The organism is Methylobacterium sp. 174MFSha1.1, assembly GCF_900116815.1.
Taxonomy (GTDB): domain Bacteria; phylum Pseudomonadota; class Alphaproteobacteria; order Rhizobiales; family Beijerinckiaceae; genus Methylobacterium.
The window spans coordinates 183,802-208,079 of record NZ_FPCB01000012.1 but is presented as its reverse complement, the minus strand read 5'-3'; the positions used below and the strand labels follow the sequence as shown (position 1 = coordinate 208,079).

Annotated in this window: 19 protein-coding genes; 11 read left to right on the top strand and 8 right to left on the bottom strand. The window is 71.4% G+C overall.

Translation table 11 applies throughout. The features are described from left to right. Positions 1 to 67 precede the first annotated feature (67 nt). Entirely contained in the window at positions 68 to 2,596 is a 2,529-nt protein-coding gene (locus tag BM430_RS11815; protein ID WP_093567452.1) for a caspase family protein, read from the bottom strand. A gap of 170 nt (positions 2,597 to 2,766) precedes the next feature. On the opposite strand from BM430_RS11815, the gene BM430_RS11810 reads away from it, so the two are divergent. Then, the gene (locus tag BM430_RS11810) at positions 2,767 to 4,017 is read left to right on the top strand and encodes a NupC/NupG family nucleoside CNT transporter (RefSeq protein WP_093567451.1); all 1,251 of its coding nucleotides are present in this window, start codon (positions 2,767 to 2,769) and stop codon (positions 4,015 to 4,017) included. A 275-nt stretch (positions 4,018 to 4,292) separates the two neighbouring features. On the opposite strand, the gene BM430_RS11805 is transcribed toward BM430_RS11810, so the two are convergent. Then, a complete protein-coding gene (locus BM430_RS11805; protein WP_093567450.1) occupies positions 4,293 to 5,471 on the bottom strand; it encodes a methyl acetate hydrolase AcmB in 1,179 nt (392 codons plus the stop codon). A gap of 431 nt (positions 5,472 to 5,902) precedes the next feature. Here BM430_RS11805 and BM430_RS11800 point away from each other — a divergent pair, with 431 nt between their 5' ends. Next, a complete protein-coding gene (locus BM430_RS11800) occupies positions 5,903 to 6,148 on the top strand; it encodes a hypothetical protein (protein ID WP_093567449.1) in 246 nt (81 codons plus the stop codon). A 16-nt stretch (positions 6,149 to 6,164) separates the two neighbouring features. On the opposite strand, the gene BM430_RS11795 is transcribed toward BM430_RS11800, so the two are convergent. The 3 genes from BM430_RS11795 to BM430_RS11785 all read right to left on the bottom strand — a co-directional run bounded on the left by BM430_RS11795 (position 6,165) and on the right by BM430_RS11785 (position 10,211). Then, positions 6,165 to 6,671 (bottom strand): SgcJ/EcaC family oxidoreductase, encoded by a 507-nt coding sequence (locus BM430_RS11795; protein WP_093567448.1) that lies wholly within the window; start codon positions 6,669 to 6,671, stop codon positions 6,165 to 6,167. A 503-nt stretch (positions 6,672 to 7,174) separates the two neighbouring features. Then, a complete protein-coding gene (locus tag BM430_RS11790) occupies positions 7,175 to 9,010 on the bottom strand; it encodes an aminopeptidase P family protein (protein ID WP_093567447.1) in 1,836 nt (611 codons plus the stop codon). A 46-nt stretch (positions 9,011 to 9,056) separates the two neighbouring features. Continuing rightward, a complete protein-coding gene (locus BM430_RS11785; RefSeq protein WP_093567446.1) occupies positions 9,057 to 10,211 on the bottom strand; it encodes a DUF2125 domain-containing protein in 1,155 nt (384 codons plus the stop codon). Positions 10,212 to 10,378: 167 nt separating this feature from the next. Here BM430_RS11785 and BM430_RS11780 point away from each other — a divergent pair, with 167 nt between their 5' ends. The 4 genes from BM430_RS11780 (at position 10,379) to BM430_RS11765 (ending at position 13,862) form a co-directional block, all read left to right on the top strand. Further along, positions 10,379 to 10,921 carry a gamma-glutamylcyclotransferase gene (locus BM430_RS11780; RefSeq protein ID WP_093567445.1) on the top strand — a complete coding sequence of 181 codons (543 nt, stop codon included), beginning with the start codon at positions 10,379 to 10,381 and terminating at the stop codon, positions 10,919 to 10,921. A gap of 177 nt (positions 10,922 to 11,098) precedes the next feature. Then, entirely contained in the window at positions 11,099 to 12,370 is a 1,272-nt protein-coding gene (locus tag BM430_RS11775; protein ID WP_093567444.1) for an MFS transporter, read from the top strand. 208 nt (positions 12,371 to 12,578) lie between these two features. Continuing rightward, positions 12,579 to 13,421, top strand: a complete 843-nt coding sequence (locus tag BM430_RS11770) for a universal stress protein (protein WP_093567443.1) — start codon at positions 12,579 to 12,581, stop codon at positions 13,419 to 13,421. Between the two features lie 9 nt (positions 13,422 to 13,430). Continuing rightward, the gene (locus tag BM430_RS11765; RefSeq protein ID WP_093567442.1) at positions 13,431 to 13,862 is read left to right on the top strand and encodes an HIT domain-containing protein; all 432 of its coding nucleotides are present in this window, start codon (positions 13,431 to 13,433) and stop codon (positions 13,860 to 13,862) included. Between the two features lie 36 nt (positions 13,863 to 13,898). Here the strand turns inward: BM430_RS11765 and BM430_RS11760 are convergent, their stop codons facing one another. Then, positions 13,899 to 14,498: a thioredoxin domain-containing protein gene (locus BM430_RS11760; protein ID WP_143132011.1), complete on the bottom strand. Its 600-nt coding sequence runs from the start codon at positions 14,496 to 14,498 to the stop codon at positions 13,899 to 13,901. Between the two features lie 967 nt (positions 14,499 to 15,465). Between BM430_RS11760 and BM430_RS11755 the strand changes: the two genes are divergently transcribed. Genes BM430_RS11755 through BM430_RS11735 form a run of 5 tightly spaced genes read left to right on the top strand, consistent with a single transcriptional unit; the run spans position 15,466 to position 21,532 of the window. Continuing rightward, positions 15,466 to 15,963 carry a formate dehydrogenase subunit gamma gene (locus tag BM430_RS11755; RefSeq protein WP_093567440.1) on the top strand — a complete coding sequence of 166 codons (498 nt, stop codon included), beginning with the start codon at positions 15,466 to 15,468 and terminating at the stop codon, positions 15,961 to 15,963. Then, positions 15,960 to 17,522, top strand: coding sequence for a formate dehydrogenase beta subunit (locus BM430_RS11750; protein ID WP_093567439.1), 1,563 nt, complete (start codon positions 15,960 to 15,962; stop codon positions 17,520 to 17,522). Before BM430_RS11755 ends, BM430_RS11750 begins: the two co-directional genes overlap by 4 nt. A gap of 11 nt (positions 17,523 to 17,533) precedes the next feature. Next, positions 17,534 to 20,395, top strand: coding sequence for a formate dehydrogenase subunit alpha (gene fdhF, locus BM430_RS11745; protein ID WP_093567438.1), 2,862 nt, complete (start codon positions 17,534 to 17,536; stop codon positions 20,393 to 20,395). After that, on the top strand, positions 20,382 to 21,203 hold the full coding sequence (gene fdhD, locus BM430_RS11740; protein ID WP_244539446.1) for a formate dehydrogenase accessory sulfurtransferase FdhD: 822 nt from the start codon (positions 20,382 to 20,384) through the stop codon (positions 21,201 to 21,203). Before fdhF ends, fdhD begins: the two co-directional genes overlap by 14 nt. Before the next feature lie 38 nt (positions 21,204 to 21,241). Further along, on the top strand, positions 21,242 to 21,532 hold the full coding sequence (locus BM430_RS11735) for a formate dehydrogenase subunit delta (RefSeq protein WP_093567436.1): 291 nt from the start codon (positions 21,242 to 21,244) through the stop codon (positions 21,530 to 21,532). 114 nt (positions 21,533 to 21,646) lie between these two features. On the opposite strand, the gene BM430_RS11730 is transcribed toward BM430_RS11735, so the two are convergent. Continuing rightward, complete coding sequence (locus tag BM430_RS11730; RefSeq protein WP_093567435.1) at positions 21,647 to 23,290, bottom strand: pilus assembly protein TadG-related protein; 1,644 nt, start codon at positions 23,288 to 23,290, stop codon at positions 21,647 to 21,649. Further along, positions 23,287 to 23,775: a TadE/TadG family type IV pilus assembly protein gene (locus BM430_RS11725; RefSeq protein WP_093567434.1), complete on the bottom strand. Its 489-nt coding sequence runs from the start codon at positions 23,773 to 23,775 to the stop codon at positions 23,287 to 23,289. The genes BM430_RS11730 and BM430_RS11725 overlap by 4 nt, the downstream gene beginning before the upstream one ends. Between the last annotated feature and the right edge of the window lie 503 nt (positions 23,776 to 24,278).

The following is a 24,278-nucleotide window of genomic DNA, read 5'->3' as shown; positions in this document are numbered from 1 at the left end:
CGACGAGGGCGGGCGCGAGCAAGACGGGAGCGGCCGGCCGGCGCCGGCCCGGGACGGTGTCGCGTCCCTACCGGCAGGGCGGGCCGCCCGGATGCCCGCAGCCGTGGCCCGGCGGAGGGGCGTGGGGGGCCGGGCGCGGCGCGGCTTGCGGATGGGGCGGCATCGGCTGGGGCCGCGGCGCCATCATCTGCGGCTGGCGCAGGGCCTGGGCCTGCTGGCGCCGCATCGCGTCCTGCATCTGCTGCTGCTGGCGCTGCATCATCTGCTGGCCCTCGAACCGCTGGCGGGCCTGGGCCTGCTGCGCCTGCATCATCTGCTGGCGCTGCATCGCCTGCTGGCGCGCCGCCTGCTCCATCCGCATCCGCTGCAAGCCGTCATCCGGCCGCGGCGCCCGGGCGGGAGCCGCCATGCGGGGTGGCTGTGCCGCCTGCTGGGGCTGCATCGCCGGCCGCGGGGCTTGCGCGGGGGCGACCATCCGGGGCGGCTGGACCGGGCGCGAGGGCACGACCGGCGGTCGCACGCCTTGAGGCTGCAAGCCTTGAAGCTGCGAGCCTTGGGGCTGCAAGCCTTGAGGCTGCAAGCCTTGGGGAGCCGCTGCGGCCGCCGGTCCCTGCGGGGGGCGGGCGGCGAGGGCGGGCTGGCCGGGCCTCCCGGCGACCGGGGGCGGCCCCGCCGGTTGCGCGGCGGCGGGCGGGAAACGGCCGGGCGCCTGCCCGGGAGTCTGGCCGGCAGCCTGATTCGGAGCCTGCCCTGGAATCTGGCCGAGCCCGACGGGCCGCCCGACCGGCTGGGGACCGGCGGGCCGGCCGGCGACGGCCGGCAGCGGCGTGCCGCCCGCACCGGGCAGCGCCTGCACGGGATTCGGCCGCGCCCCGGCCGGATTGGGAGCCGGGATCTGGCCGGGCAGGGGCTGCCCGGGCAGGCTCGGCCGCAGGGCCGCCGCGCCGGGCGGCACGCCGCCCACCGGCCCGCCGGCGCGCGGGATCTGGCCCGGCGCTGCTTGTCCCGGTGCTCCTTGTCCTGGTGCGCCCGGGAGATCCGGCCGCAAGGCCGCCTTCTGGGCGATGGCGGGCGGCAGGGCGACCCGGGCCGCGGCGGCCCCGAGCGCCGCGCCGGCGACCGCACCGGCCACCGGCGCGAGGCGGCCCGCGCCGGGCGGCGCCGGCTCGGGGGCGTGCTCGTTCACGACCGTGATGTTCTGGACGTGCAGGTTCTGGAACAGCACCGGGTTCGGCGGCGGCAATACGGACGGGGGCGCGACCACGTAGGTGGGCACCGGGACGTAGGCGGGCACCGGCAGGAGGTAGGCCTCGACCGGCGGCGGGGGCGGGGCCAGCTCGACCAGCATGGTCGGCCGCGGCGGCAGGAAGGCGACGGGCGGCGGCGGCAGGGCGTAGACAGGGTCGTCGAGAAAGAGCGCCGGCCGCTCGACGTAGATCACCTCGTCGGGCGGGGGCGGCGGCACGTCGTAGGCGAGCACGCGGAAATCCGGCGGCGGCGCGAAGGCGGCGGCGAGCGCCGTGAGGCGCCGGCGGGCGTCCCACGCATGCGGACCACGGGGATAGCGGCCGAGATAGGACCAGTAGGCCTCCGGCGTGTTGGCGAGCGCGCTGCGCCGCCAGGTCAGGGCCTCGCGGCGGGCCGCGATGATCGCCCGGACCCGCTTGGCCAACGGGTCGCGCGGATAGGCGGCGACGAAGTCCTCGTAGCCCGCCAAGGTGTCGCGGCCGAGGCAGGCGGCGTAGGCCTCGCGCGCGCCGATCTCGCCCAGGGGCTTCTGCGGCGGCTCGAACCCGGCGAGCGACGGCGCCCCGGCCTCCCGCTCCAGGAACAGGAACGGCGCGTCGATGCGCGACGCGCTCCACGGCACCTCGGCCCCGCTTGTCGCCTCCGCCACCCGCAGCCGCACCCGCTCGAACAGGGCGGCGGGGGCGAGCCCCCCTTCGCGGATCATCTCGACCAGCGCCAGCGCGTAAGCCCCGTAGGGGCCGGTCTCGGCCGGGCCGACGGTGCCGGGGGCGGCGTTGTAGGCGATCAGGCTGCCGGGCTCGGCCTCGACGAGCGGCAGGCCGCCGGCGAGCGGATCGCCGCGCAGGCGGAACGGCGCCGTGCGGGCGGCGTCGAGCACCACGAATCGGGCCTTGAGCGGCAGGGCGGCGAGGCGCTTGACGTAGTCCGAGACCCGCAGGGCCTGGAGCGGCACGTCGGAGGCGGTCTCGATCCGGGCGTCGACGGGCGCGAGATAGGCCTCGTTCTCGAGCTGCAGGCCGTAGCCGGAGAGGTACACGAAGGCCACCGCGTCCGAGCCGGCCGCCGCGGCTTTGTCGGTGAAGTCGCGCAAGGTGCGGCGCAGGGAATCCTCGTCGAGGTCGCGGGCGCCGACGACGTCGAACCCCGCCGCCTGCAGGGTCTGGGCGACGAGGCCGGCATCGTTGGCGGCGGTCGGGATCGCGCCGCCCGCATAGGCGCCGTTGCCGACCACGAGGGCGATCCGCCGCTCGGCCGCGGCCGAGGGGAGGGCGGCGGCGACGAGGCCCGCCAGGGCCGCGAGGGCGAGAACCAGAGGTCGGAGCGGCGACTTTCGGAGCGGCGGCATGGCGTTTGCCCTCCCGTGACGGGCGATCGGGGGAGTTCCCGGGGTTTCGCGTTGGATCGCCTCGTTTTCGGGCAGGACCATGGCGTGCCCCATCTCGAACCGTCGCGCTTGAACGGGCACTGAACGATGCGGCATCAGGCTTGCTGGGACCTGACCGAGAGGAAGACTGCATGCCGGACCGCCTGATCCACGCCGCCGCCAGCATCGCGGTCCTGATCGCGATCGCGATCCTGTTCTCGACCGACCGCCGGGCGATCCGGCCGCGGGTGGTCGCGTCGGCGCTCGCGGTCCAGGTCGGGCTCGGCGCCCTGGTGCTGTTCTGGCCCGCCGGCCGCACCGCGCTCGGCGCCGTCGCCGACGCGGTGCAGGCGGTCCTGTCCTACGGCGACCGCGGCGTGGCGTTCCTGTTCGGCGGCCTCGTCGAGCCGAAGATGTTCGAATTGTTCGGCGGCGGCGGCTTCGTCCTGGCTCTGCGGGTGCTGCCGCAGATCATCTACGTCTCGGCGCTGATCGCGGTGCTCTACCATTTCGGGGTGATGCAGGCGCTCGCCCGGGCGCTGGGCGCAGCGTTGCAGCGGGTGCTCGGCACCTCGCGGATCGAGACCTTCTCGGCGGTCATCACCATCTTCATCGGGCAGAGCGAGATCGCGGTGGCGCTGCGGCCGTTCCTGGCGCTCCTCACCGGCGCGGAATTGTTCGCCGTGATGACGAGCGGCGCGGCCTCGACCGCCGGCTCGATCCTCGCCGGCTACGCCGCCCTCGGCGTGCCGATGCAATACCTGCTCGCCGCCTCGTTCATGGCGATTCCCGGCGGGCTCCTCTACGCCAAGATCCTGGTGCCCTCGACCGAGCCGAGCCAGGTCACGACCATGCAGGTCACCTTCGGCGAGACCCGGGCGGTCAACGTGATCGAGGCCGCCGCCGACGGCACCCAGAAGGGCCTCGCGGTCGCCGTGGCGGTCGGCGCGATGCTGATCGCCTTCGTCGGGCTGATCGCGCTGGTCAACGGCATCGTCGCCGCTGCGGGCGGTCTCGTCGGGATGCCGGGCGCCTCGATCGAGGGCGGGCTCGGCTGGGCGCTGGCGCCGCTCGCCTGGCTGCTGGGCGTGCCGTGGGACCAGGCGACGCTCGTCGGCGGCGCCATCGGCCAAAAACTCGCCTTCAACGAGTTCCTGGCCTACGCCAACCTCTCGCCGGTCCTGAAGAGCGGCGAGCTCGGCCCCCGCAGCACCGCGATCCTGTGCTTCGCGCTCTGCGGCTTCGCCAACCTGTCGTCGATCGCGATCCAGCTCGCGAGCTTCGGCAGCCTGGTGCCCGAGCGCCGGGCGGAGGTGGCGGCCTACGGGCTCCGGGCGATCCTCGCCGGCACCCTGTCGAACCTGACCAGCGCGGCGATCGCCGGGGTGTTCATCGGGGCGTGAGCGATTGTTCGTGAATGGAATCGAGCAATTCGGCATCCGCGCCGACATCGCACTGCGTCATCCCGGGGCTCGACGAAGTCGAGAACCCGGGATCCATAACCGCCGACGGTGCAGACCGAGGCGGCCAGCGTTCCGTGTCTTCCTGAACCGTCAGCGGTTATGGATCCCGGGTTCCGCTGTCGCGGCCCCGGGATGACGCGGAGGGTTTCATCTTGGTCCGTCGCCTCAAGTAGGCTCTGACGTCCAAGATGGGATAGCCCGAAATCCTGCAAACTTCAGGACAGGCTCCGATACACCGCCGTCTCGAACTCCAAAAAATTCTCCACCGAGGTCGGATCGGCGAAGGGGAAGAGTTGCGTGCCCCAGAACCCCCCGATCCCGGCGGTCCGGTCGATCCAGAAATACAGGTTGGCGAGCCCCGCCCAGGCAAGCGACCCGGCCGAGCGCCCGGTCGGCGCCGCCTCGTCGTTGATCATGAAGCTCAACCCCCAGGATTTCGGCATTCCGGGGAAGAACTCGGCGTCGTGCGAGAGGTGGCGCTTCACCCCCGGCAGGGCGCGGATCTTCAGATCGGGGCCGAGGCCGTTCGTCGCCGCCATCGCGACGGTCTCGGGCCGCAGCACCGGCCCGTGCGGGCCGGCGCCGTCATTGAGCCACATCCGGATGAAGCGAAGGTAGTCCTCGGCGGTCGAGTAGAGCCCGTGGCCGCCCATCTCGACCTCCGGCTCCTGCGGCAGCTCGAAGCCGGCGATGACCGACAGGCTGCCATCCGCGGCCCGCTGGTGCATCCGCGCGAGGCGGGCGCGCATGGCGGAGGTCAGGACGAAGCCGGTCGAATCCATGCCCAGCGGTGCGAAGATCCGCTCCCGCATCACCGCCCCGAGGCGCCGGCCGGTCACCGCCTCGACCACCTGGCCGGCCCAGTCGATGTTGCTGCCGTACTCCCAGGATTCGCCGGGATCGAACAGCAGCGGCGTCATCAGCGAGGCGCGGGTGCCGCTGGTCACGCCCGGCCTTTTGCTCTCGCGCAGGAGCCGCGCGTAGGATTCGTTGAAGATGTCGTAGCCGAAGCCGGCCGTGTGCAGCAGCAGCATCCGGGTGGTGATCGGGCGCGCCGGCGGGCGCAGGCGCGGGGCGCCGTCCTCCGAGAAACCCTCGAGCACCTGGATCCCGTCGAGGTCGGGTACGTAGTCCGAGGCCGGGGCGTCGAGGTCGAGCCGGCCCTCCTCCGCGAGCTGCAGCACGGCGGTGGCGGTGACCGCCTTGGTGGTGGAGAAGATCGCCAGGACCGTGTCGATGGTCATCGGCGCGTCCTCGCCCCGCTGCCCGGCGGCACCGGCATAGAGCGTGCGCTCCCGGTCGGTCGCCATGGCGACGATCCCCGCCAGGTGCGGGGCCTCGTCGATCCCGCGCCGCAGGATCGCGTCGGCCACCGGCTTGAGATCGTCGTGCATCCCGTATCCTCCCGGTTCTCGTCTGGTCTGCCGTTCCGGCTGCTCTCTTGGCGGCCGCGAGCCTACCCTGACGAGTGTCGGCGTGTCAGTCCCGGAGGAGGTTGCGCCCGAAGACGAACCGGTCACGAGGGCACGATTGCCTCGCTCAAAATATAGATGGGCGGACGACCCGAAATCCCCGTCATCGAGCCGGTGTCGGCCACGCTATGCCGCTGCCTCATCAGAATGAAGGATGACGCCGCCCGCTTCTGTCTTTACGCCATTTGGGAATAAAGAAGCAGATCTGATCGTGCATCTCCGCCCGTTTGTTTCGGCAGATGGGCGATCACTGGTCTTCGGTGCGCCGGACCAAGCATCCGATCGCGCACGATTGGAGAGAGTTTCAGGACGATACGCCATTTGCTGGCCGCGACACAGGGGCGGGCCGGCCGATGGCGCGCACCCGCTCGATCGAGATCATCGAAGACCAGTCCGGCCCCGTCGACGATGGGCCGCAGGAGGCCGACATGCGTGTCCTGACCGCTCTCTCCGCCCTCGCTCTCGCCACCGGGCTGTTCTGGGGCACGATGCTGACCCGCCCGCCGACCAGCGAGGCCCGGCCCGGGCTCGGCATCGACACCCGCGAGATCACGCTGCGCGCGCATCTCGACGAGGCCGATCCCTGCGACGCCAATTGAGGCGTCGCCGCGGGCCTCAATGCTCCTTGGCGGCGGCGGTGACGGCGACGACCGACTCCGGCATCGCCGAGGAATGGTGGTGCGCGATCAGCCACTCGCCGTCCCGCAGCACGTAGACGAAGCTGTAGCGCGCCGGCACCACGACGTGCTCGCCCGGGTTCTTCCCGTCGATCAGGAAGGTGTAGGTGCCGACATCGGTCGCGATGTTGCAGCCGAGCTTGATCGTGTGGGTGTTGATGACGCCCTGCGGGTGCTTCTCCAGGAAGTGCACGAAGTAGTCCTGGATCATCGCCCGGTCGGTTCGCGGCATGTTGGACACCGTCGGCAGCAGCACGGCGTCGGGCGCGTAGTTCGCCGTGACCTTGGCCGCGTCGAGCGTCGCCAGCGCCTTGTTCCAGCGATCGAACAGGCCCTCGATCTGGCGCTGGCTCACCGCCGCGCATTCCGTCGCCTCGGCCCGCGCCGGCCCGATGCCAAGCATCATCGCCCCGGCGGCCGCGGCCGCGAGCATCGTCGTCCTCATGATTCGGCGTTCCCCCTGCCGCGATCGGCAGCGGGATAGTACGGCGACGGCGTTGCGTAATCGAGAAGAAAGCGCGCTGATCCGCATTGGCATCCGCTTTGCGGAGATTTAGGCCAGATTATATAGCGAAAGACGATAGGTTTTTAACTGTTACATTACGTAATAAGCGACCTATTTAACTGCTCGACATCTTGCGTCCCTCGTGCGGCCGCATCCTGAGCGCCTGTTCGCGTTGGCCGACCGACGTCGAACCCTCCATCGTCATCCCGGGGCCGCGACAGCGGAACCCGGGATCCATAACCGCTGAGCTTTCAGGATGAGGAGGAACGCCGGTCGCTTCGTTCGACATCGTCAGCGGTTATGGATCCCGGGTTCTCGCCCTCCAGGCGAGCCCCGGGATGACCCGGAGAGTCGTCGGGCTGGGTGCCGAAGAGCGCCGCCGCCGATAGAAGGGTCGCTGTGGGACAGGAGAGTGCCGTGCCGTACCGCTCGCGCGACCCGCTTCACGCGACGGCCGCGACCGGCCGCGTCGCCGCAGCCAGCCACTCGCGGGTCTGCGGATCGACCAGATCCGACAGCGTCTCGCGCACCCGGGCGTGGTAGGCGTCGAGCCAAGCGGTCTCCTCCGGGGTGAGCAGCTCCGGCACCACCAGGGCGAGGTCGAACGGCGCGAGCGTCAGGGTCTCGAAGCCGAGCATCGGGCGCTCTGCGCCCGTGATCTCCCGCTCCTCGACCAGGACCAGGTTCTCGATCCGGATGCCAAAGGCGCGGGTCTTGTAGTAGCCCGGCTCGTTCGAGACGATCATGCCGGGCTGGAGCGCCACCGTGCCGGTCTTGGCGATGCGCTGCGGCCCCTCGTGCACCGACAGGAAGGCGCCGACGCCGTGGCCGGTGCCGTGGTCGAAGTCGAGGCCGGCCTCCCAGAGCGGGCGGCGGGCGAAGGCGTCGATCTGTGCGCCCGTGGTGCCGCGGGGAAAGACCGCGGTGGCGATGGCGATGTGGCCCTTCAGCACGCGGGTGAAGCGGTCGCGCATCTCCGGGCTCGGGGTGCCGACCGCCACGGTGCGGGTGATGTCGGTGGTGCCGTCACCGTACTGGGCGCCGGAATCGATCAGGAAGAGCTCGCCCGGCTGCACCCGCCGGTCGGTGCCGCGGGTGACGCGGTAATGCACGATGGCGCCGTTCAACCCCGACCCGGAGATGGTCGGGAAGGCGACCTCGCGCAGGCAGCCGGTCTCGATCCGGAACGCCTCGAGGCGCACGACCGCGTCGATCTCCGACACCGCCCCGCCGGGCGCCTCCCGGGCGAGCCAGGCGAGGAAGCGGGTGACCGCGGCGCCGTCGCGAACATGCGCGGCGCGGGAGCCGGCGATCTCGGCGGCGTTCTTCTCCGCCTTCATGGCGGTGATCGGATCGGGCCCGACATCGAGCGCGCCGCCGGCCGCCGTGATGCGCCGGCCGAGCGCCACGGCGCCGGTCGCCGCATCGACCCGCACCCGGGCCTTGGCGGCGCCAAGCGCATCGAGCGCGGCGGGCAGCGCCCCCGGCTCGTCCCGCGCGGCGAGGCCGTCGAGGGCGCGGGCAGCCTCCTCCGTCACCTTCTCGGGGTCGAGGAAGAGGCGCGCCTCACCCTCCCGCGGGATCACCGCGTAGCCGAGGGGGATGGGAGTGTGGGCGACGTCGCCGCCGCGCAGGTTGAAGACCCAGGCGAGGTTGTGCGGGTCCGACACGACCAGCGCGTCGAGCCGGGCCTTGGCCAGGGCCTCGCGCACCCGCCCGAGCTTCGCCGACGCCGCCTCGCCGGCCAGGCTCTCGGGATGCGTCACCACCGGCGCCCGCGGGGCGGCCGGCCGGTCGATCCAGACGAGGTCGACGAGGTTGAGGGCGGTCGGCTCGACGCGCCCGCCGGCGTCCCTGGCGGCGCGCTCCAGCCGGGCGAGGCCGTCCGGGGTGTGCAGCCAGGGATCGTAGGCCAGCACCCCGCCCGCCGGCAGGTTGGCGGCGATCCAGCCTTCGACGCTGGTCTCGGCGAGCGGCACCGGGGCGACGACGCTCGTATCGACCTGCTCGCCGGCCTGGAGGGTGTAGCGCCCGTCCACCACCAGGGCGGCCTTGTCGGCGAGCACCACCGCGGTGCCGGCCGAGCCGGTGAAGCCCGTCAGCCAAGCCAGCCGCTCGGCGTTGGGGGGCACGTATTCCGACTGGTGCTCGTCGGCCCGGGGCACGACGAAGCCGGCAAATCCCCTCTGCGCCATCGCGGCCCGGAGCGCGGCGATCCGCGCCGCGCCCTCCCGGTGGCTGGGATCCTCGAAGCTCTGGAAGCGGGCGGTCTGGCTCATGCCCGCAGGCGTACGACGCCAGGGGCGGGGCGGCAACCGCCTCCGCTCAATACAGCGGCTGGAGCCGCACGTTCGGCACCGCGAAGGGACCGACCACCACGCGCCCGCCGGTGAGCCGCACGGTCGGCAGCACCTTGAGCGGCGGCTCGCCGGGGCGGTCTTGAGACCGGTCCTGGGACGGGCCCGCGCCCGGCGCCGGCTCCTTGCGGCGGCCGCCGAGGAACTGGCCGACGATGTTGCCGATCAGCGCCGCGCCGTCGCCGCCGAGCCGCGCCCCGAGCTGCTCGCTGATCAGCGGCGCGATCACCTGCTCGAGGCCGGCGGTGCGCACGTCGAGCTGGCCCGTCGGCCGGTGCTGGTCGTCGAGGGCGAGCACCCCTTGCGCCCGCAGGCGCCGGCTGCCCTTCTCGGCGGCGAGGCTGGCGATCTCGACCGTGCCGCCGGCCTCGCGCCAGCGCTCCAGTTCCTGCGCCAGGGTGCGGGTGCGAAAAGCCGCGGCCCGGGTCACGGTGGCGTCGAGGGCGATGTCGGCAGGCTCGGTCCCGCCGAGCACCGGGTCGAGGAGAGGCAGGCCCGCCTGCAGCACCCGGGCGCTCAGGTCGATCGCGCCATCGGTGGCGAAGCGGCCCGGGGTCGGCCGCGCATGCAGTTCGAGATGGCCGACCGTGAAGTCGATCGGCGAGGGGTCGGCGCCGGTGACGGCGCCTTTGAGCCCGTCCGCCACTACGGAGGCGCGCTGGAAGCCGTCGCTCGTGGCGTGCACGCTCGCTTCCAATTGGCTCCAGGTCACGTTGGCCTCGAGCCCGCCCTGCTGCACCCGGAACGGTCCGGTCGCCTCCAGGATCACGTGGCGCGGCTGGTAGACCTGCGCCACCGCCACCACCGGGCCGGTGGTGAAGCGCACGTCGGAGCGGGCGAAGGCGAGGTCCGTGCAGCGCAGCTCGAACCGGAACGGGAAGCCGGTCAGCGAGCGGTCCTTGCAGGTCCATTGCCGGCCGGCCTGCGCCTCGCGGGCGAACCACGCGCCGATCTCGCCCTCGGCCTTGCCGCGCAGCCAGAACCAGCCCGCGCTCCAGGCCAGGGCCAGCAGGAGCAGGAGCGCGAACGGCGCGAACAGGCCGAGGCGCAGGCCGGGCCCGCGGCCCGGGTGCCCGCTCGGCGGCGTCTCGTTGGTCGTCCCAACGGTGGTCGGCCTGTTCATCGGCATGATCCCGGCTCTGCGGCGGCCCGGCACGGGCCACCCGGATTGAACCGCGTCCCCGTAGCTGCTACCGGCCGCGCCCGGCAATAGTGGCAGGTCGGGCGGCCCGCTCACGAGGTCGTGCCGGACGAGGCTCCGGAAGAATCCTGCCGGGAGGAAACGAGGCGATGGAGACGGGCGAACCGTCGGATCTGTGGGTGTTCGGCTACGGCTCGCTGATGTGGCGGCCGGGCTTCCCCTTCGTGGAGAGTGGGCCGGGGCGCCTGCGCGGCTACCACCGCTCGCTCTGTGTGCTCTCGCACGTCCATCGCGGCACGCCGGAGCGGCCGGGCCTCGTGCTCGGGCTCGACCGCGGCGGCTCCTGCCGCGGCATGGCCTTCCGAGTCGCAGGGCGAGAGGCTGCCGGCACGCTCGCCTACCTGCGCGAGCGCGAGCAGGTCACGGCGGTCTATGTCGAGCGGGTGCTCGGCGTCACCCTCGACGACGGGCGCCGGATCGAGGCGGTGACCTACCTCGTCGACCGCCGCCACCCGCAATATGCCGGTCGCCTGCCGGAGGCCGAGCTGGTGCGGCTGGTGCGCCAGGGCCTCGGCCGCTCGGGCGCCAACCCGGACTATGTCCGCCACACCCACGACCAGCTCGTCGCCATGGGCATTCCCGACCCGATGCTCGCCCGCCTGACCGCCGCCTGCGTGGTGCCGAGCCCCTGACGGGATTTTTCCACGGGAGAGGGCGCCCCGCATCTCACCCGGGCCTCACCGCACCGATCCGATCATTCCCCGTTCAGGCGCGTTGGTCCGTGTGGGTCCGCCAAGAGACCCTGGCAAGAGACCCTGGCAAGAGACCCAGGCAAGAGACCTCGAGCGAACCGGAGCGCCTCCGCGTTGATGAATCCCACGACCCATCTCGCCCTGATCAACGCCTTCGTCGGCGACATCCAGGGCGGGCTCGGCCCCTTCCTCGGCACCTGGCTGGCGCAGGCCGCGCAATGGGGGCCGAGCCAGGTCGGCCTCGTCACCACCATCGTGGGCTTCGCCACGCTCGCCCTGAGCGCGCCGCTCGGCGCCCTGGTCGACCGGCTCGGCCGGCCCCGGATGCTGATCGCGGCGGCCTGCGCGGCGATCCTCGTCGGCACCCTGCTGCTCCTGCCGGCGCGCTCCTTCATGACGGTGCTCGCCGCCCAGTTCGTGGCGGCCGCCGGCGGCACGCTGGTGGTGCCGGCGGTGACGGCGCTCACCCTCGGCATGGTCGGCAAGCAGGCCTTCCCGAAGCAGCAGGGCCGCAACCAGGCATGGAACCACGTCGGCATCCTCGGCGCCGCCCTGGTGATCAGCTTCGGCACGCCGGTGATGGGCCCGAGCATCGCCTTCTGGGTGCTGGGCGTACTCTCCGCCTGCGCCATCGCGGCGGCGCTGGCGACGCCGAAAAAGGCCTATAACGGCCGGCGCGCCGTCGGCTGGAAGGAGGACGATCCGGACGACAAGCCCGAACGCTCCGGCATCCTCAAGGTCCTGTCCGACCGGCGCCTCCTGATCCTCTCGGCGGCGCTCGCCCTGTTCAACCTCGCCAACGGCTCGATGCTGAGCCTGCTCGGCCAGAAGCTGGTGGCGTCCGGCCAGGACGGCACCGGCTGGACCGCCCGCTACGTCATCGTCGCGCAAGCCGTGATGATCCCGGTGGCGCTCTTCGCCGGCTCCCTCGCCGACCGGCGCGGCCGGCGCCAGCTCCTGCTGGTCGCCTGCGCGGTGCTGCCGGTCCGGGCGCTGCTCTCGGCCTTCCTGTCCGATCCGTACTGGCTGGTGCTGGCGGAGGTGCTCGACGGCGTCGCCTCGGGCGTCATCGGCGTCGCGGTGCCGGTGGTGGTCGCCGACCTCACCTGGGGCTCGGGCCGCACCCAGACGGCGCTCGGCACCGTCGCGGCGGTGCAGGGGGTGGGCGGCGCCCTCTCGGGCTGGGTCGGGGGGCTGCTCGCGCTGCATCTCGGCTGGACCTGGGCCTTCCTGGCGCTCGCCGCCCCCGCCGGCGTCGCCCTGGTGCTGGCCCTGTGGCTGGAGGAGACCTGCGCCCCCGGCGGCCGGGACGGGGCGGGCGCGGCCTGCAGCCAGGACGCGCCGCCCGCGCCGCGCCGGGAGACGGCCGGGGCCCCGGCCGGCCCTTAGAGCATTTTTCGACGAAGTGGATGCCGGTTCGTTGCAGAAAAAAACGCTTCGAAATCAAGGGCATGGAGCGCACCCGATCGCAACGCGATCGGGTGCGCTCCAGAGATCGGGCCGGGGATTGCCTCCAGGCGCCCACTGGACAGGCCGGAGGCCGGCGTGATGCAATCGCGCCCGTCATCCCCGAGGCTCCTGAGGTGAGTGCGCCACCATGAAGACGCTCCTCGTTCCGGTCGCCCGCCACACCCTGCTCGATTCCGTCCTCGATACCGCGGTGCTCACCGCCCGCCGCTTCGGCGCCGGCATCGAGGGGTTCGGCCTGCGCCCGGCGCTGGCCGAGTACGTCCCCGTCGACATGGTGGGCGGCATGACCTGGGTGCGCGACGAGGAGACCGACCTCGTCGAGGCCCGCGATTGCGGCGGGCTGTTCACCGCCGCGATGGAGCGGCACGGCATCGCCCGCGAGAGCGCCGATGCGGGCAAGAACGGCCCGCGCTGGCGCTGGCGGCCCGACGCCCCTCCCGGCGACGGATTCCTGGCCCAGCACGCGCGGCTGTTCAACGCCACCGTGGTCGGCCGGCCCGGCAGCGGCGAGGGCGCGCCGCGCATGACGACGCTCGAGGCGGTGCTGTTCGAGAGCGGCCGTCCCCTGATCATCGCCCCACCGACTTCGCCCGCCAGCATCGGCGAGACCGTCGTGATCGCCTGGAACGGCTCGACCGAGACCGCCCGCGCGGTCGCCTTCGCGGCGCCCTTCCTGCGCGCCGCCTCCCGGATCGAGGTGCTGGGGGTCGATGCCGGCATGGTGCCGGGCCCGAGCGCCGAGGAGATGGCCGCCTCCCTCAACCGCGAGGGCCTGTCGGCGCAAGGGCGCACGCTGGCCGCCGGCCGCCGCACCGTCGGCGAGATCTTTCTGACCGAGGCCGAGGCGATCGGCTGCGACCTCCTGGTCAAGGGCGCCTATACCCAGAGCCGGCTGCGCCAGATGATCTTCGGCGGCGCCACCAGCCACATCCTCGCCCACGCCGCGATGCCGGTGCTGATGGCGCATTGACGGACCCGCATGACCGACGACGCTCCCGCCGACGATTTCCCCCTCGACCCACGGCTTGCCGCGGACACGATCCTGCTCGGCGACCTCGCCCTGTCGCGGGTGCTGCTGCTCGACGACAAGCGCTTCCCCTGGCTGGTCCTGGTGCCGCGCCGCGCCGACGTCTCGGAGCTCACCGACCTGTCGCCGGCGGATGCCGCCCGGCTGATGGAGGAGACCCGGCTGGCGGTGGGGGTGATGCAGGCGCTCGCGCAGCCCGACAAGGTGAATGTCGGCGCCCTCGGCAACGTGGTGGCGCAGCTCCACGTCCACGTCGTCGGGCGGTTCCGGTCGGATCCGGCCTGGCCCGGGCCGGTCTGGGGGCACGGCACGCGGGAGCCCTATCCGGCGCATGCGGCGGCGCAGCTGGTCGAGCGGGCGCGGGCGCTGTTCGCGGCGGCGTGAGGCCGGACGGTATCCGTTCCGCCGCGAGGCTGAGCTTCAGGGCCGGTCGAGGCCTTCGGCGAACGCGTCGAGGGCGACGAGGTCGCGCCGCAGGCGCGGAGCGTCGAGGGGGTCGCCGCCATAGACCATGGCGGATTGCCCGCGGCGGTCGAACAGCAGGATCGCGGGCGGCGGCTCGGGCAGCGAGGACGCCGGATAGCGCAGGGCCGCGGCCACCGCCTTGGCCCCGGCGGCGTCGGACGGGAGCACCCGGACCTGCGGCGCCGGGCCGAGCAGCTGCTTGACGACGCCGCGCAGGCGCGCGGCATCGTCGCCGGCCGGATCCATGCCGATGGCGAGGAAGACGACGCGGCCGCGCAAGGGAGCCGGCAGGTCGCGGGCCAGGGCGTCGAGGTCCATCGTCCGGGTGACGCAGAGGATCGTGCAGTCGGCGCTCACGAAGGAGACCACCGCCAGCCGGTCCCGCAAGGATTCGGGCAGGAGCGGCCGGCCGTCGACATCGACCCGGGGCCCCGCCTTGCCGGGCGCGGCGAGCAGGGCGTCGAGGTCGCTGCCCGCGGCCTGTGCCGCGAGACCTCCGGCACCGGCCCAGGCCCCGACCAGGCACAACCCGGCGATCCATGCATTCGCTTTCATTCTCACCCCGTCCCACAACGCGATGGTGCTGCGTCACCGAACGCGAGCCGTTGTAGGAGCCGGAGATTAACGGACGATCCCCAGCGGAAGCCTGCCGCCGCACGATGGGGGCCAGGCTATCCCCGGATCTCCCCAAGCCTTGACGGTGAGGGAAGCCGGCTTTTCGAGGCGACGCCGCCCGCGATCGATTGCGGCGTGGTACGATGTCCGTATCGCGAAGCGATCAGTCGGAAATCGTATGATGTGTACACCGGCTTCCCCGTCCCTGGCGGCTGACACGAGGATCGTTCCGAACCGGCTTCTGTCGTGACAGGATGTCAGCGTCTGCGTGCCAAGCGTGGTCCCAAGAGGGTCATCTGCGCCGTTGCCGCCTCGATGCGGCCCGCCATCGACCCCATGCCGAGGGACGGCAACGAACACGAGGATCTCGGCCTGAACCACTGCGACCGTCGGTCCGATCCGGTCAAAGCCGAGAGATCCGTCGCGCAACCGGCCACGCTCGGATACCCGACGTCGCTTCAACCGCTCCCGGTGGTAGCCTGAGCGCCACCGACGCCAAGCTCATGAACCTCCGTCCAGAAATCGGCGTCTTCGGAAAACCCGGGTCGGTTCCCATGGAAGGTTCCACGTCCTCCGAGACAGGCCGGCCGGCCAAGTGGATTCAGCGGCAGGAGATGTCGGAACCAGAACCGAGATCGCGTTGCATCGTACCAACTCGGCGGCGCCCTTCGAGGGCGTCTCGACGCTACGGTGTGACTGCGGCCCAGAGATCCTCATCCGTCGACCGACGAGAGAGTCGTGACGCTGGAACTTTCGTAGCAGGCCCCACGCTCATTCGCACTTTTGCCATCGTAAAAACCCGCCTTAACAAAAATTCCTTGTCGCCCCACCGGAACCGCCCGGTTGATCCGGCGCTCCGGAGCGCTCACGCTCCAGCCTAGAACGATAACGATCTGGGCTGGAAACCATGCCGAGCCACGACCTTGGCCGCGGAGCGGGCCGGGAGCCCTGGGATGCCGACCGGGCGGCCGCGATCGTCGCGTCCCACGCCCACCGCGAGGGCGCGACGCTGCCGATCCTGCACGCGCTGCAGGAGACCTTCGGCTACGTCGATCGGGAGGCCGTGCCGCTGATCGCCGAGGCGCTGAACCTGTCGCGGGCGGAAGTTCACGGCTGCCTCACCTTCTACCACGATTTCCGCAGCGAGCCGGCGGGCCGCCACACCGTGAAGCTGTGCCGGGCCGAGGCCTGCCAGGCGATGGGCGCCGACGCTCTGCACGAGGACGTGCTCGCCCGCTACGACGTCGCCTGGCACGGCACCACCCGGGACGGGCGGATGACGGTGGAGCCGGTCTTCTGCCTCGGGCTCTGCGCCTGCGGCCCGGCGGCCCTCGTCGACGGCGCGCCGGTCGGCCGCCTCGATCTCGACACCCTGGCGGATGCGCTGACGGAGGCCGCCGCGTGAGCATCACCCTCTACCTGCCGAAGGACGCCGCCAGCCTCGCGCTCGGCGCGGATCGGGTCGCCAAGGCGCTCGCTCGCGCGGCCGAAGCGCGTGGCCTCGACGTTACCCTGGTCCGCACCGGCTCGCGCGGCATGCTGTGGCTGGAGCCGCTGCTGGAGGTCGCGACGCCGGGCGGGCGCATCGCCTACGGGCCGGTGCGTCCGGGCGACGTCGAGGCGCTGCTCGATGCCGGGCTCGCCGAGGGCGGCGCCCATCCGCTCCGCATCGGCCGGCCGGAGGACCATCCCTATCTCGCGCGCCAGCAGCGCCTGACCTTCGGCCGCTGCGGGATCGTCGATCCGGCCTCGGTCGAGGATTACCGGGCCCATGGCGGCTATCGCGGGCTGGAGGCCGCCCTGGCGGCCGGGCCCGCCGGCACCGTCGAGGCGGTGAAGGCCTCTGGCTTGCGCGGCCGCGGCGGCGCCGGCTTCCCGACCGGCATCAAGTGGAACACCGTGATGCTGGCCGAGGCGGACCAGAAATACGTGGTCTGCAACGCCGACGAGGGCGATTCCGGCACCTTCGCCGACCGGATGCTGATGGAGGGCGATCCCCTCACGCTGATCGAGGGCATGACGATCGCGGCGGTCGCCGTCGGGGCGACGCGCGGCTACATCTATTGCCGCTCCGAGTACCCGCACGCCTTCGAGGCTCTGAACACCGCCATCGCGGCGGCGGAGAAGGCCGGCTGTCTCGGCGCCGACGTGATGGGTTCGGGACGCGCCTTCCACCTCGAGGCGCGCTTAGGGGCCGGCGCCTATATCTGCGGCGAGGAGACCTCGCTGCTCGAGAGCCTGGAGGGCAAGCGCGGCATCGTGCGGGCGAAGCCCCCGATCCCGGCCCTCAAGGGCCTGTTCGGGCGGCCGACGCTCGTCAACAACGTGCTCTCCTTCGCCGCAATCCCGTGGATCCTGGAGCATGGCGGCCCGGCCTATGCCGCCTACGGCATGGGCCGCTCGCTCGGCACCCTGCCGATCCAGCTCGCCGGCAACGTCGCGCGCGGCGGCCTGATCGAGACCGCCTTCGGGCTGACGCTCCGCGAGGCGATCGAGGAGTTCGGCGGCGGCACCGCGTCCGGCCGGCCCGTGCGGGCGGTCCAGGTCGGCGGGCCGCTCGGCGCCTACTTCCCCGAGAGCCTGTTCGACACCCCCCTCGATTACGAGGCCTTCGCGGCCAGGAAGGGCCTGCTCGGCCACGGCGGCATCGTGGTGTTCGACGACACCGTCGATCTCGCGCGCCAGGCCCGGTTCGCCTTCGAGTTCTGCGCCGCGGAATCCTGCGGCAAGTGCACGCCGTGCCGGATCGGCGCTGTGCGCGGGCTGGAGACGATCGACAAGGTGATCGCCGGCGAGTCGCCGCGCGAAAACCTCGCCCTCGTCACCGACCTCTGCGAGGTCATGACCGACGGCTCGCTCTGCGCCATGGGCGGGCTGACGCCCGTGCCGGTGATGAGCGCGCTCACCCATTTCCCGGAAGATTTTTCCGGCCGCGGCGCCCGGCTGCCGCTGGCCGCCGAGTGAGGACGCGTCCAATGGCCCTCATCAAGGAAATCGACTACGGCACCCCGATCCGCGTCAGCGACCAGACCGTGACGCTGACGATCGACGGCCAGAGCGTCACGGTGCCTGCCGGCACCTCGGTGATGGCGGCGGCGATGCACGCGGGAACCCAGATCCCGAAGCTCTGCGCCACCGATTCGCTCGAACCCTTCGGCTCCTGCCGCCTCTGCCTCGTCGAGATCGACGGGCGGCGCGGCACCCCGGCCTCCTGCACCACGCCGGCGGAGGCCGGCATGGTGGTGCACACCCAGTCGGACAAGCTCGCGCGCCTGCGCAAAGGGGTGATGGAGCTCTACATCTCCGACCACCCCCTCGACTGCCTGACCTGCTCGGCCAACGGCGACTGCGAATTGCAGACCCAGGCCGGCACGGTGGGCCTGCGCGAGGTGCGCTACGGCTATGACGGCGCCAACCACGTCTCGAAGAATTCCGAGCTCTACCTGCCCAAGGACGAGTCGAACCCGTACTTCGCCTACGACCCGTCGAAGTGCATCGTCTGCAACCGCTGCGTCCGGGCCTGCGAGGAGGTGCAGGGCACCTTCGCCCTGACCATCGCCGGCCGCGGCTTCGACTCGCGGGTGGCGGCCGGTCCCACCGACTTCTTCAATTCGGAATGCGTGTCCTGCGGCGCCTGCGTGCAGGCCTGCCCGACGGCGACGCTCCAGGAGAAGTCCGTCATCGCCATGGGGCAGCCCGAGCATTCCAAGGTCACGACCTGCGCCTATTGCGGCGTCGGCTGCTCGTTCAAGGCCGAGATGCAGGGCGACCGGATCGTCCGCATGGTGCCCTACAAGGACGGCAAGGCCAACGAGGGCCATTCCTGCGTCAAGGGCCGCTTCGCCTACGGCTACGCCACCCACCAGGACCGCATCACCAAACCGATGGTGCGGGACAAGATCACCGATCCCTGGCGCGAGGTGACGTGGGAGGAGGCGATCCAGCATGCGGCCTCCGCGTTCAAGCGCATCCAGGCGCAGTACGGGCGCGACTCGATCGGCGGCATCACCTCGTCGCGCTGCACCAACGAGGAGGCCTACCTCGTCCAGAAACTGGTGCGGGCCGGCTTCGGCAACAACAACGTCGATACCTGCGCCCGGGTCTGCCACTCGCCGACCGGCTACGGCCTGATGTCGACGCTCGGCACCTCGGCCGGCACCCAGGACTTCAAGTCGGTCGAGCAATCCGACGTGATCCTGGTGATCGGCGCCAACCCGACCGACGGCCACCCGGTCTTCGGCTCGCGGATGAAGAAGCGCCTGCGCCAGGGCGCCAAGCTGATCGTGATCGACCCGCGCCGGATCGACCTCGTCCAGTCGCCCCATATCCGGGCGGCGCATCACCTGCCGGTGAAGCCCGGCGCCAACGTGGCGATCGTCAACGCGCTCGCCCACGTCGTCGTGACCGAGGGGCTGGTGGATGAAGCTTACGTCCGCGCCCGCTGCGACCTCAAGGATTTCGAGATCTGGGCCCGCTTCATCGCCGACGAGCGCCACGCGCCGGAGGCGGTGCAGGACCTGACCGGCTGCGACCCGGTCGAAGTGCGGGCGGCCGCCCGGCTCTATGCCAAGGGCGGCGCGGCGGCGATCTATTACGGGCTCGGCGTCACCGAGCACAGCCAGGGCTCGACCATGGTGATGGGCATGGCGAACCTCGCCATGGCCACCGGCAATATCGGCAAGCCGGGCGCCGGCGTGAACCCGCTGCGGGGCCAGAACAACGTCCAGGGCTCCTGCGACATGGGCTCGTTCCCGCACGAGCTGACCGGCTACCGCCACGTCTCGGACGACGCGACCCGCGAGACCTTCGAGGCCCTGTGGGGCGCGCAGCTCTCGCCCGATCCGGGCCTGCGCATCACCAACATGCTCGACGAGGCGGTCGCCGGCACGTTCAAGGGTCTTTATATCCAGGGCGAGGACATCGCCCAGTCCGACCCCGACACGCACCACGTCACCGCGGGCCTGCGGGCGATGGAGTGCATCGTCGTCCAGGACCTCTTCCTGAACGAGACCGCGAAATACGCCCACGTCTTCCTGCCGGGCGCCTCGTTCCTGGAGAAGGACGGGACCTTCACCAATGCCGAGCGGCGGATCAGCCGCGTGCGCCAGGTGATGGCGCCGATGGGCGGCTACGGCGACTGGGAGGGCACGATGCTGCTCTCGAACGCGCTGGGCTACCCGATGAGCTACCGTCACCCGTCCGAGATCATGGACGAGATCGCGGCGCTCACCCCGAGCTTTGCCGGCGTGTCCTACGCCAAGCTCGAGGAACTCGGCTCGATCCAGTGGCCCTGCAACGACAAGGCGCCGCAGGGCACGCCGATGATGCATGTCGACCGCTTCGTGCGCGGCCTCGGCCGGTTCATGCTGACCGAGTTCGTCGCCTCCGACGAGCGCACCACCCGGAAGTTCCCGCTGATCCTGACCACCGGCCGGATCCTGTCGCAGTACAATGTCGGGGCGCAGACGCGGCGCACCGCCAACTCGCTGTGGCATCCGGAGGACGTGCTGGAGATCCATCCCTTCGACGCCGAGAGCCGCGGCATCGTCGACGGCGACCTCGTCAGCCTGGAGAGCCGGTCGGGCGACATCGCCCTCAAGGTCCGGGTCACGGAGCGGATGCAGCCCGGCGTGGTCTACACCACGTTCCACCACGCCAAGACCGGCGCCAACGTCATCACCACCGACTACTCGGACTGGGCGACGAACTGCCCCGAGTACAAGGTGACGGCGGTGCAGGTTCGGCGTACCAACCGGCCCTCCGATTGGCAGGCCCGGTTCTATGAGGAAGACATCTCCCTCACCCGCATCGCACAGAGCCTCGATGCCGCCGAGTAGCGGCGTCGCGACGAGCCATGCCGTCCCGACCCGGGTCGTCGCCTACGGGCGCGGCGAGGAGCGGGACGGGACGCGCCCGCTCGCCGTCGAGATGCCGGTGAACGTGATCTACGGCGACGTGCCCTACGCCGTGATGATGACGACGCCGGCCGATCTCGAGGATTTCGCCTACGGCTTCAGCCTGACGGAAGGAATCGTCGCCGGGGCCGACGAGATCCGCGGCGCCGTGGTCGAGGAGGGCGAGGGGGGCCTTCGCCTCGTCGTCGATCTCGCGCCGGGGCGCCTGCGCGAGCACCTCGCCCGCAAGCGGGCGCTGTCGGGCCGCACCGGCTGCGGCGTCTGCGGCATCGACGACCTCAAGGACATCCCCAAAGCCGAGCGGCGGAGTGCGGAGGGCGTCACGGTGTCCCTCTCGGCGGTCGAGCGGGCGTTGCAGGCCCTCGACGACCTGCAGGTGCTCGGCCGCGAGACGAGGGCGGTCCACGCCGCCGCCTGGGCCACCCGCGATGGGACCGTGCTGGCCGTGCGCGAGGATGTCGGCCGTCACAACGCCCTCGACAAGCTGATTGGCGCGCTCCTGCGGGCCGGCACCCGGCCCGAGGACGGCTTCCTCGTCATCACCAGCCGTTGCTCGTTCGAGATGGTCGAGAAGGCGGCGAGCTTCGGCGCGGCGATCCTGGTGGCGATCTCGGCCCCGACCTCGCTCGCCGTCGAGCGCGCCGACCTGCACGGCCTGACCCTGGCGGCGATCGCCCGCCACGACACCGTCACCCTGTTCACCGCCCCCGAGCGCCTGACCGTCCCGTGAGTCTCTCGCCATGAGTGTTTCGCAATGAGTGTTCTGCCATGAGCGCCGTCGATCCCAACGAGAAGCTCGTCCGCATGGCGAACCAGATCGCCGCCTTCTTCCGCTCCTACCCGCAGGACGAGGCGGTGGCGGGCATCCACAAGCACGTGACGGCGTTCTGGACCCCGCGCATGCGCAATCAGCTCGTCGCGTATTGCGGGGAGGCCGATCACGGGCTCGACCCGCTGGCGCTCACCGCCCTGAAGATCACCCCGAAGGCGAAGAGCCCGATCCGGGACGCGGTGACGGACCCGCACGCGCAGGGGCTGGGGGCGAGCGACGCCGGGTAACCCGGACCGTCATACGAAATCCGATTGATTGCTTCGCAATGCGGATTTCAGCTTCGCTCAGTCGCCGCGCGGGCTGGTGATACGAATTCCGGAAGGGATCTTCCGGAATTCGTATCACTGGACCAGGACCGCGCCGCCGCACCGCGTCCCGGTGACGGCGACGTCGGCGGAGCCGAGCGTCACGCCGGCGACGGCCAGGACCGACAGGAGGACGGTGTCGATCGGTGCCGTCGCCGCGCTCAAGGCAGCGGCGACCGCGCCTCGCAGGTCGAGCAGGCCCGGCAGCGCGAGGCCGTTGACCTGCAGGTCGAGATTCGTGAGCAGCGAGGCCGTCAGCGACGCGCCGATCATGTTGGTCGACACGGTCTTGACGCGGCCGGCCCGGATGTCGTCGTCGGAGAAGGTCAGGGATTGGTTCGTGGAGCCGAGCTGCACCGCCGAGCTTCCGGTGACCGCGACGAGAGGAGCCTGCAGGATCGTCGCCGGCGCGAGGACCGGACGGGGGGCGCCGAGGGCGAGCGCGCCGGACGGAGGCTGGCCGATCGCCAGGAACGCCACGCCGGTCGTGACGGCGAGGCTGACGCTGCGCTCGCCGACGGCGTTCCACGGGCAGGCGACCTTCGTCAGGACGGCGCGCGCCGGCGCGAGCTCGACGTAGACCGGAAGGTAGAGGTTGATGAGCGCGAGCGGCCCGGGCAGCCACAGCTCCACGAGGAGCCGTTGCTGGGCGGTACTCAAGGTGCCGCCAACGCCCGCGAACCCCGATGTGCGCCACGCCTCGCCGATGCGCAGCGTGATCCGGGCGCCGGCAAGGCCGGGCAACGCGGCGCCGAGGTCCAGGCTGACCTGATTGGCCGAGTTCGCCAGGAAGGCGGCTCCGGTGATCATGTCGAGCGCGTTGACCCAGAGCGCCTGGCCCGTCTGCGAGACCGGGGAGGTGCCGAGCTCGCCGGCCGTCAGCAGGCCCGCCAGGCGGATGGAGGCACCGGCGCCGCTCAGCATCGCCGTCAGGGCGTTGAGGGACGACCGGGATGCGGCGCCCGCGCTCCCCGGCTCGGAAGCCTGCCCGATCAGCGCCATGACGTCCGCGATCCGCAGGCTGGTCTTCAGGACGTCGTCGTAGGTCCCGGCCTGGAGGCCCAGCCGCGGCGCCGCGCCGCGCAGGAAGGCCAGGGCATCGACCCTCAGGCTGGCGAGGGCCCGGTAATCCAGGATCGTGAAGGAGACGGTCGTCCCGAGCAGGCGTGACAGCAGGGCGTTCGCGATCCCCGCATCGAAGCCGGCGAGGCGCGACCCGAGGCCGAACGAGGCGAGATCCGCGCGCAGGGCGGTGGCGTCGCCGGAGACCGTGAAGCTCGCCGGTCCTCCGACGATCCGCGTGAAGGCCGTCCGCACGGCGCTGGACATGCGAACCCGCGTCGCGTTGGGAGCCTGTCCGGCCGGCGTGAACCGGCCGGCGGCCGGAACTGCGCGGTCCGCGACGTAGGTGCCGGCCGCGACGCTCAGCGCGGCCGGGGCGCGATAGCCGTTGTCGAGCAGGGACCGGGACGCGGCGGCAAGACTGTGATCGGCCCGGGCCGCGGCGAGGGCGGCGAAATCGACGGCGGATTGGACGCGGCGTTTCTCGAGATAGACCTGGCCGAGATCGATCCCGAGGCCGGCGCACCCGCACAGGACCGTCAGCAGGACAGCCACGAGCGGCCCGATCGAGCCCGTCTCGTCGGCGCCGAAGCGCCGGCGCGGTCCGCGCCCGGTCACAGCCCGCCCCTCCGGATGCTGGCCGAGCGCGTGAGGGTCTGCGGCACCGGCGCCGCCGGCGGAAGCAGGTTGAGCAAAGTCGTCTTGAGGTTATACCGCAGGGTCACGACGAAGAGGTCGGGATCGTCCGGATCCGGTCCGGCGTCGATGACGACGGCGTCCGCCCGGAGCAGCTGGCCGACCGCAACGCTTCGTTGCGCCGCCGCCCTTGCCAGAGCCGCGCGCTCGGCGGGATCGAGCCCCGCGATGGCCGCCCGTGCGGCCTCGCTGGCGGCGGCCTGTAGACTGTGGGCGACCCCGAGGAAACTCCCGAATGCTATGGTGCCGAGGACGAGAGCCAGCAAGACCGGGGCGACGATCGCGAATTCGACGACGGCCGATCCCGATCGATCGTGGACGAACCGCGTCGGCGAGCCGCGTGGAACACGCATGGGCAACCCCGGGTTGATCAACCTGAGATTGATCTGAGTGTAGGAAAGTTTCACGCTCGTTAACGCGGTGGCGGCGTGTTGCGTATGGAACCTGACGCTTAACCCGGCTATGTATGCTGACGATTGTTTTCACTAGTCAGATAAAATTTTATCCAAAGACATCGTCGCCATACATGTAGCCGCCGATACGCTTATAAATATTTGCGATCGCCGCTACGATAATCAATCCGGCGGCACTTATTAAAATGTATCGAGCCGGAAATATGGAAGAATGAGAGTTGTTACAGCCACGAAGCGCAACTTCTGTTTGATTGGCTCGCGAATACCATCCAGCCGCCCGCAAGCTGTCTGCTCTCACGACCGCTTGCAGGTTGTGATGACCTATGGTCATCTGAGCGGGTGATCGAGCGGAACGCGCCAGGGCGTCACGGCCTCACATCCGGCAGGCGGCCGGGTGTCTCGGGCGAGAGCATCGCCGGTCACGAACCCAGGAGGCGACGATGGTGTGGTTCCTGCCACGCTTTCGCGTTTCGGTGGTCTACAAACGAGTGCGGAGG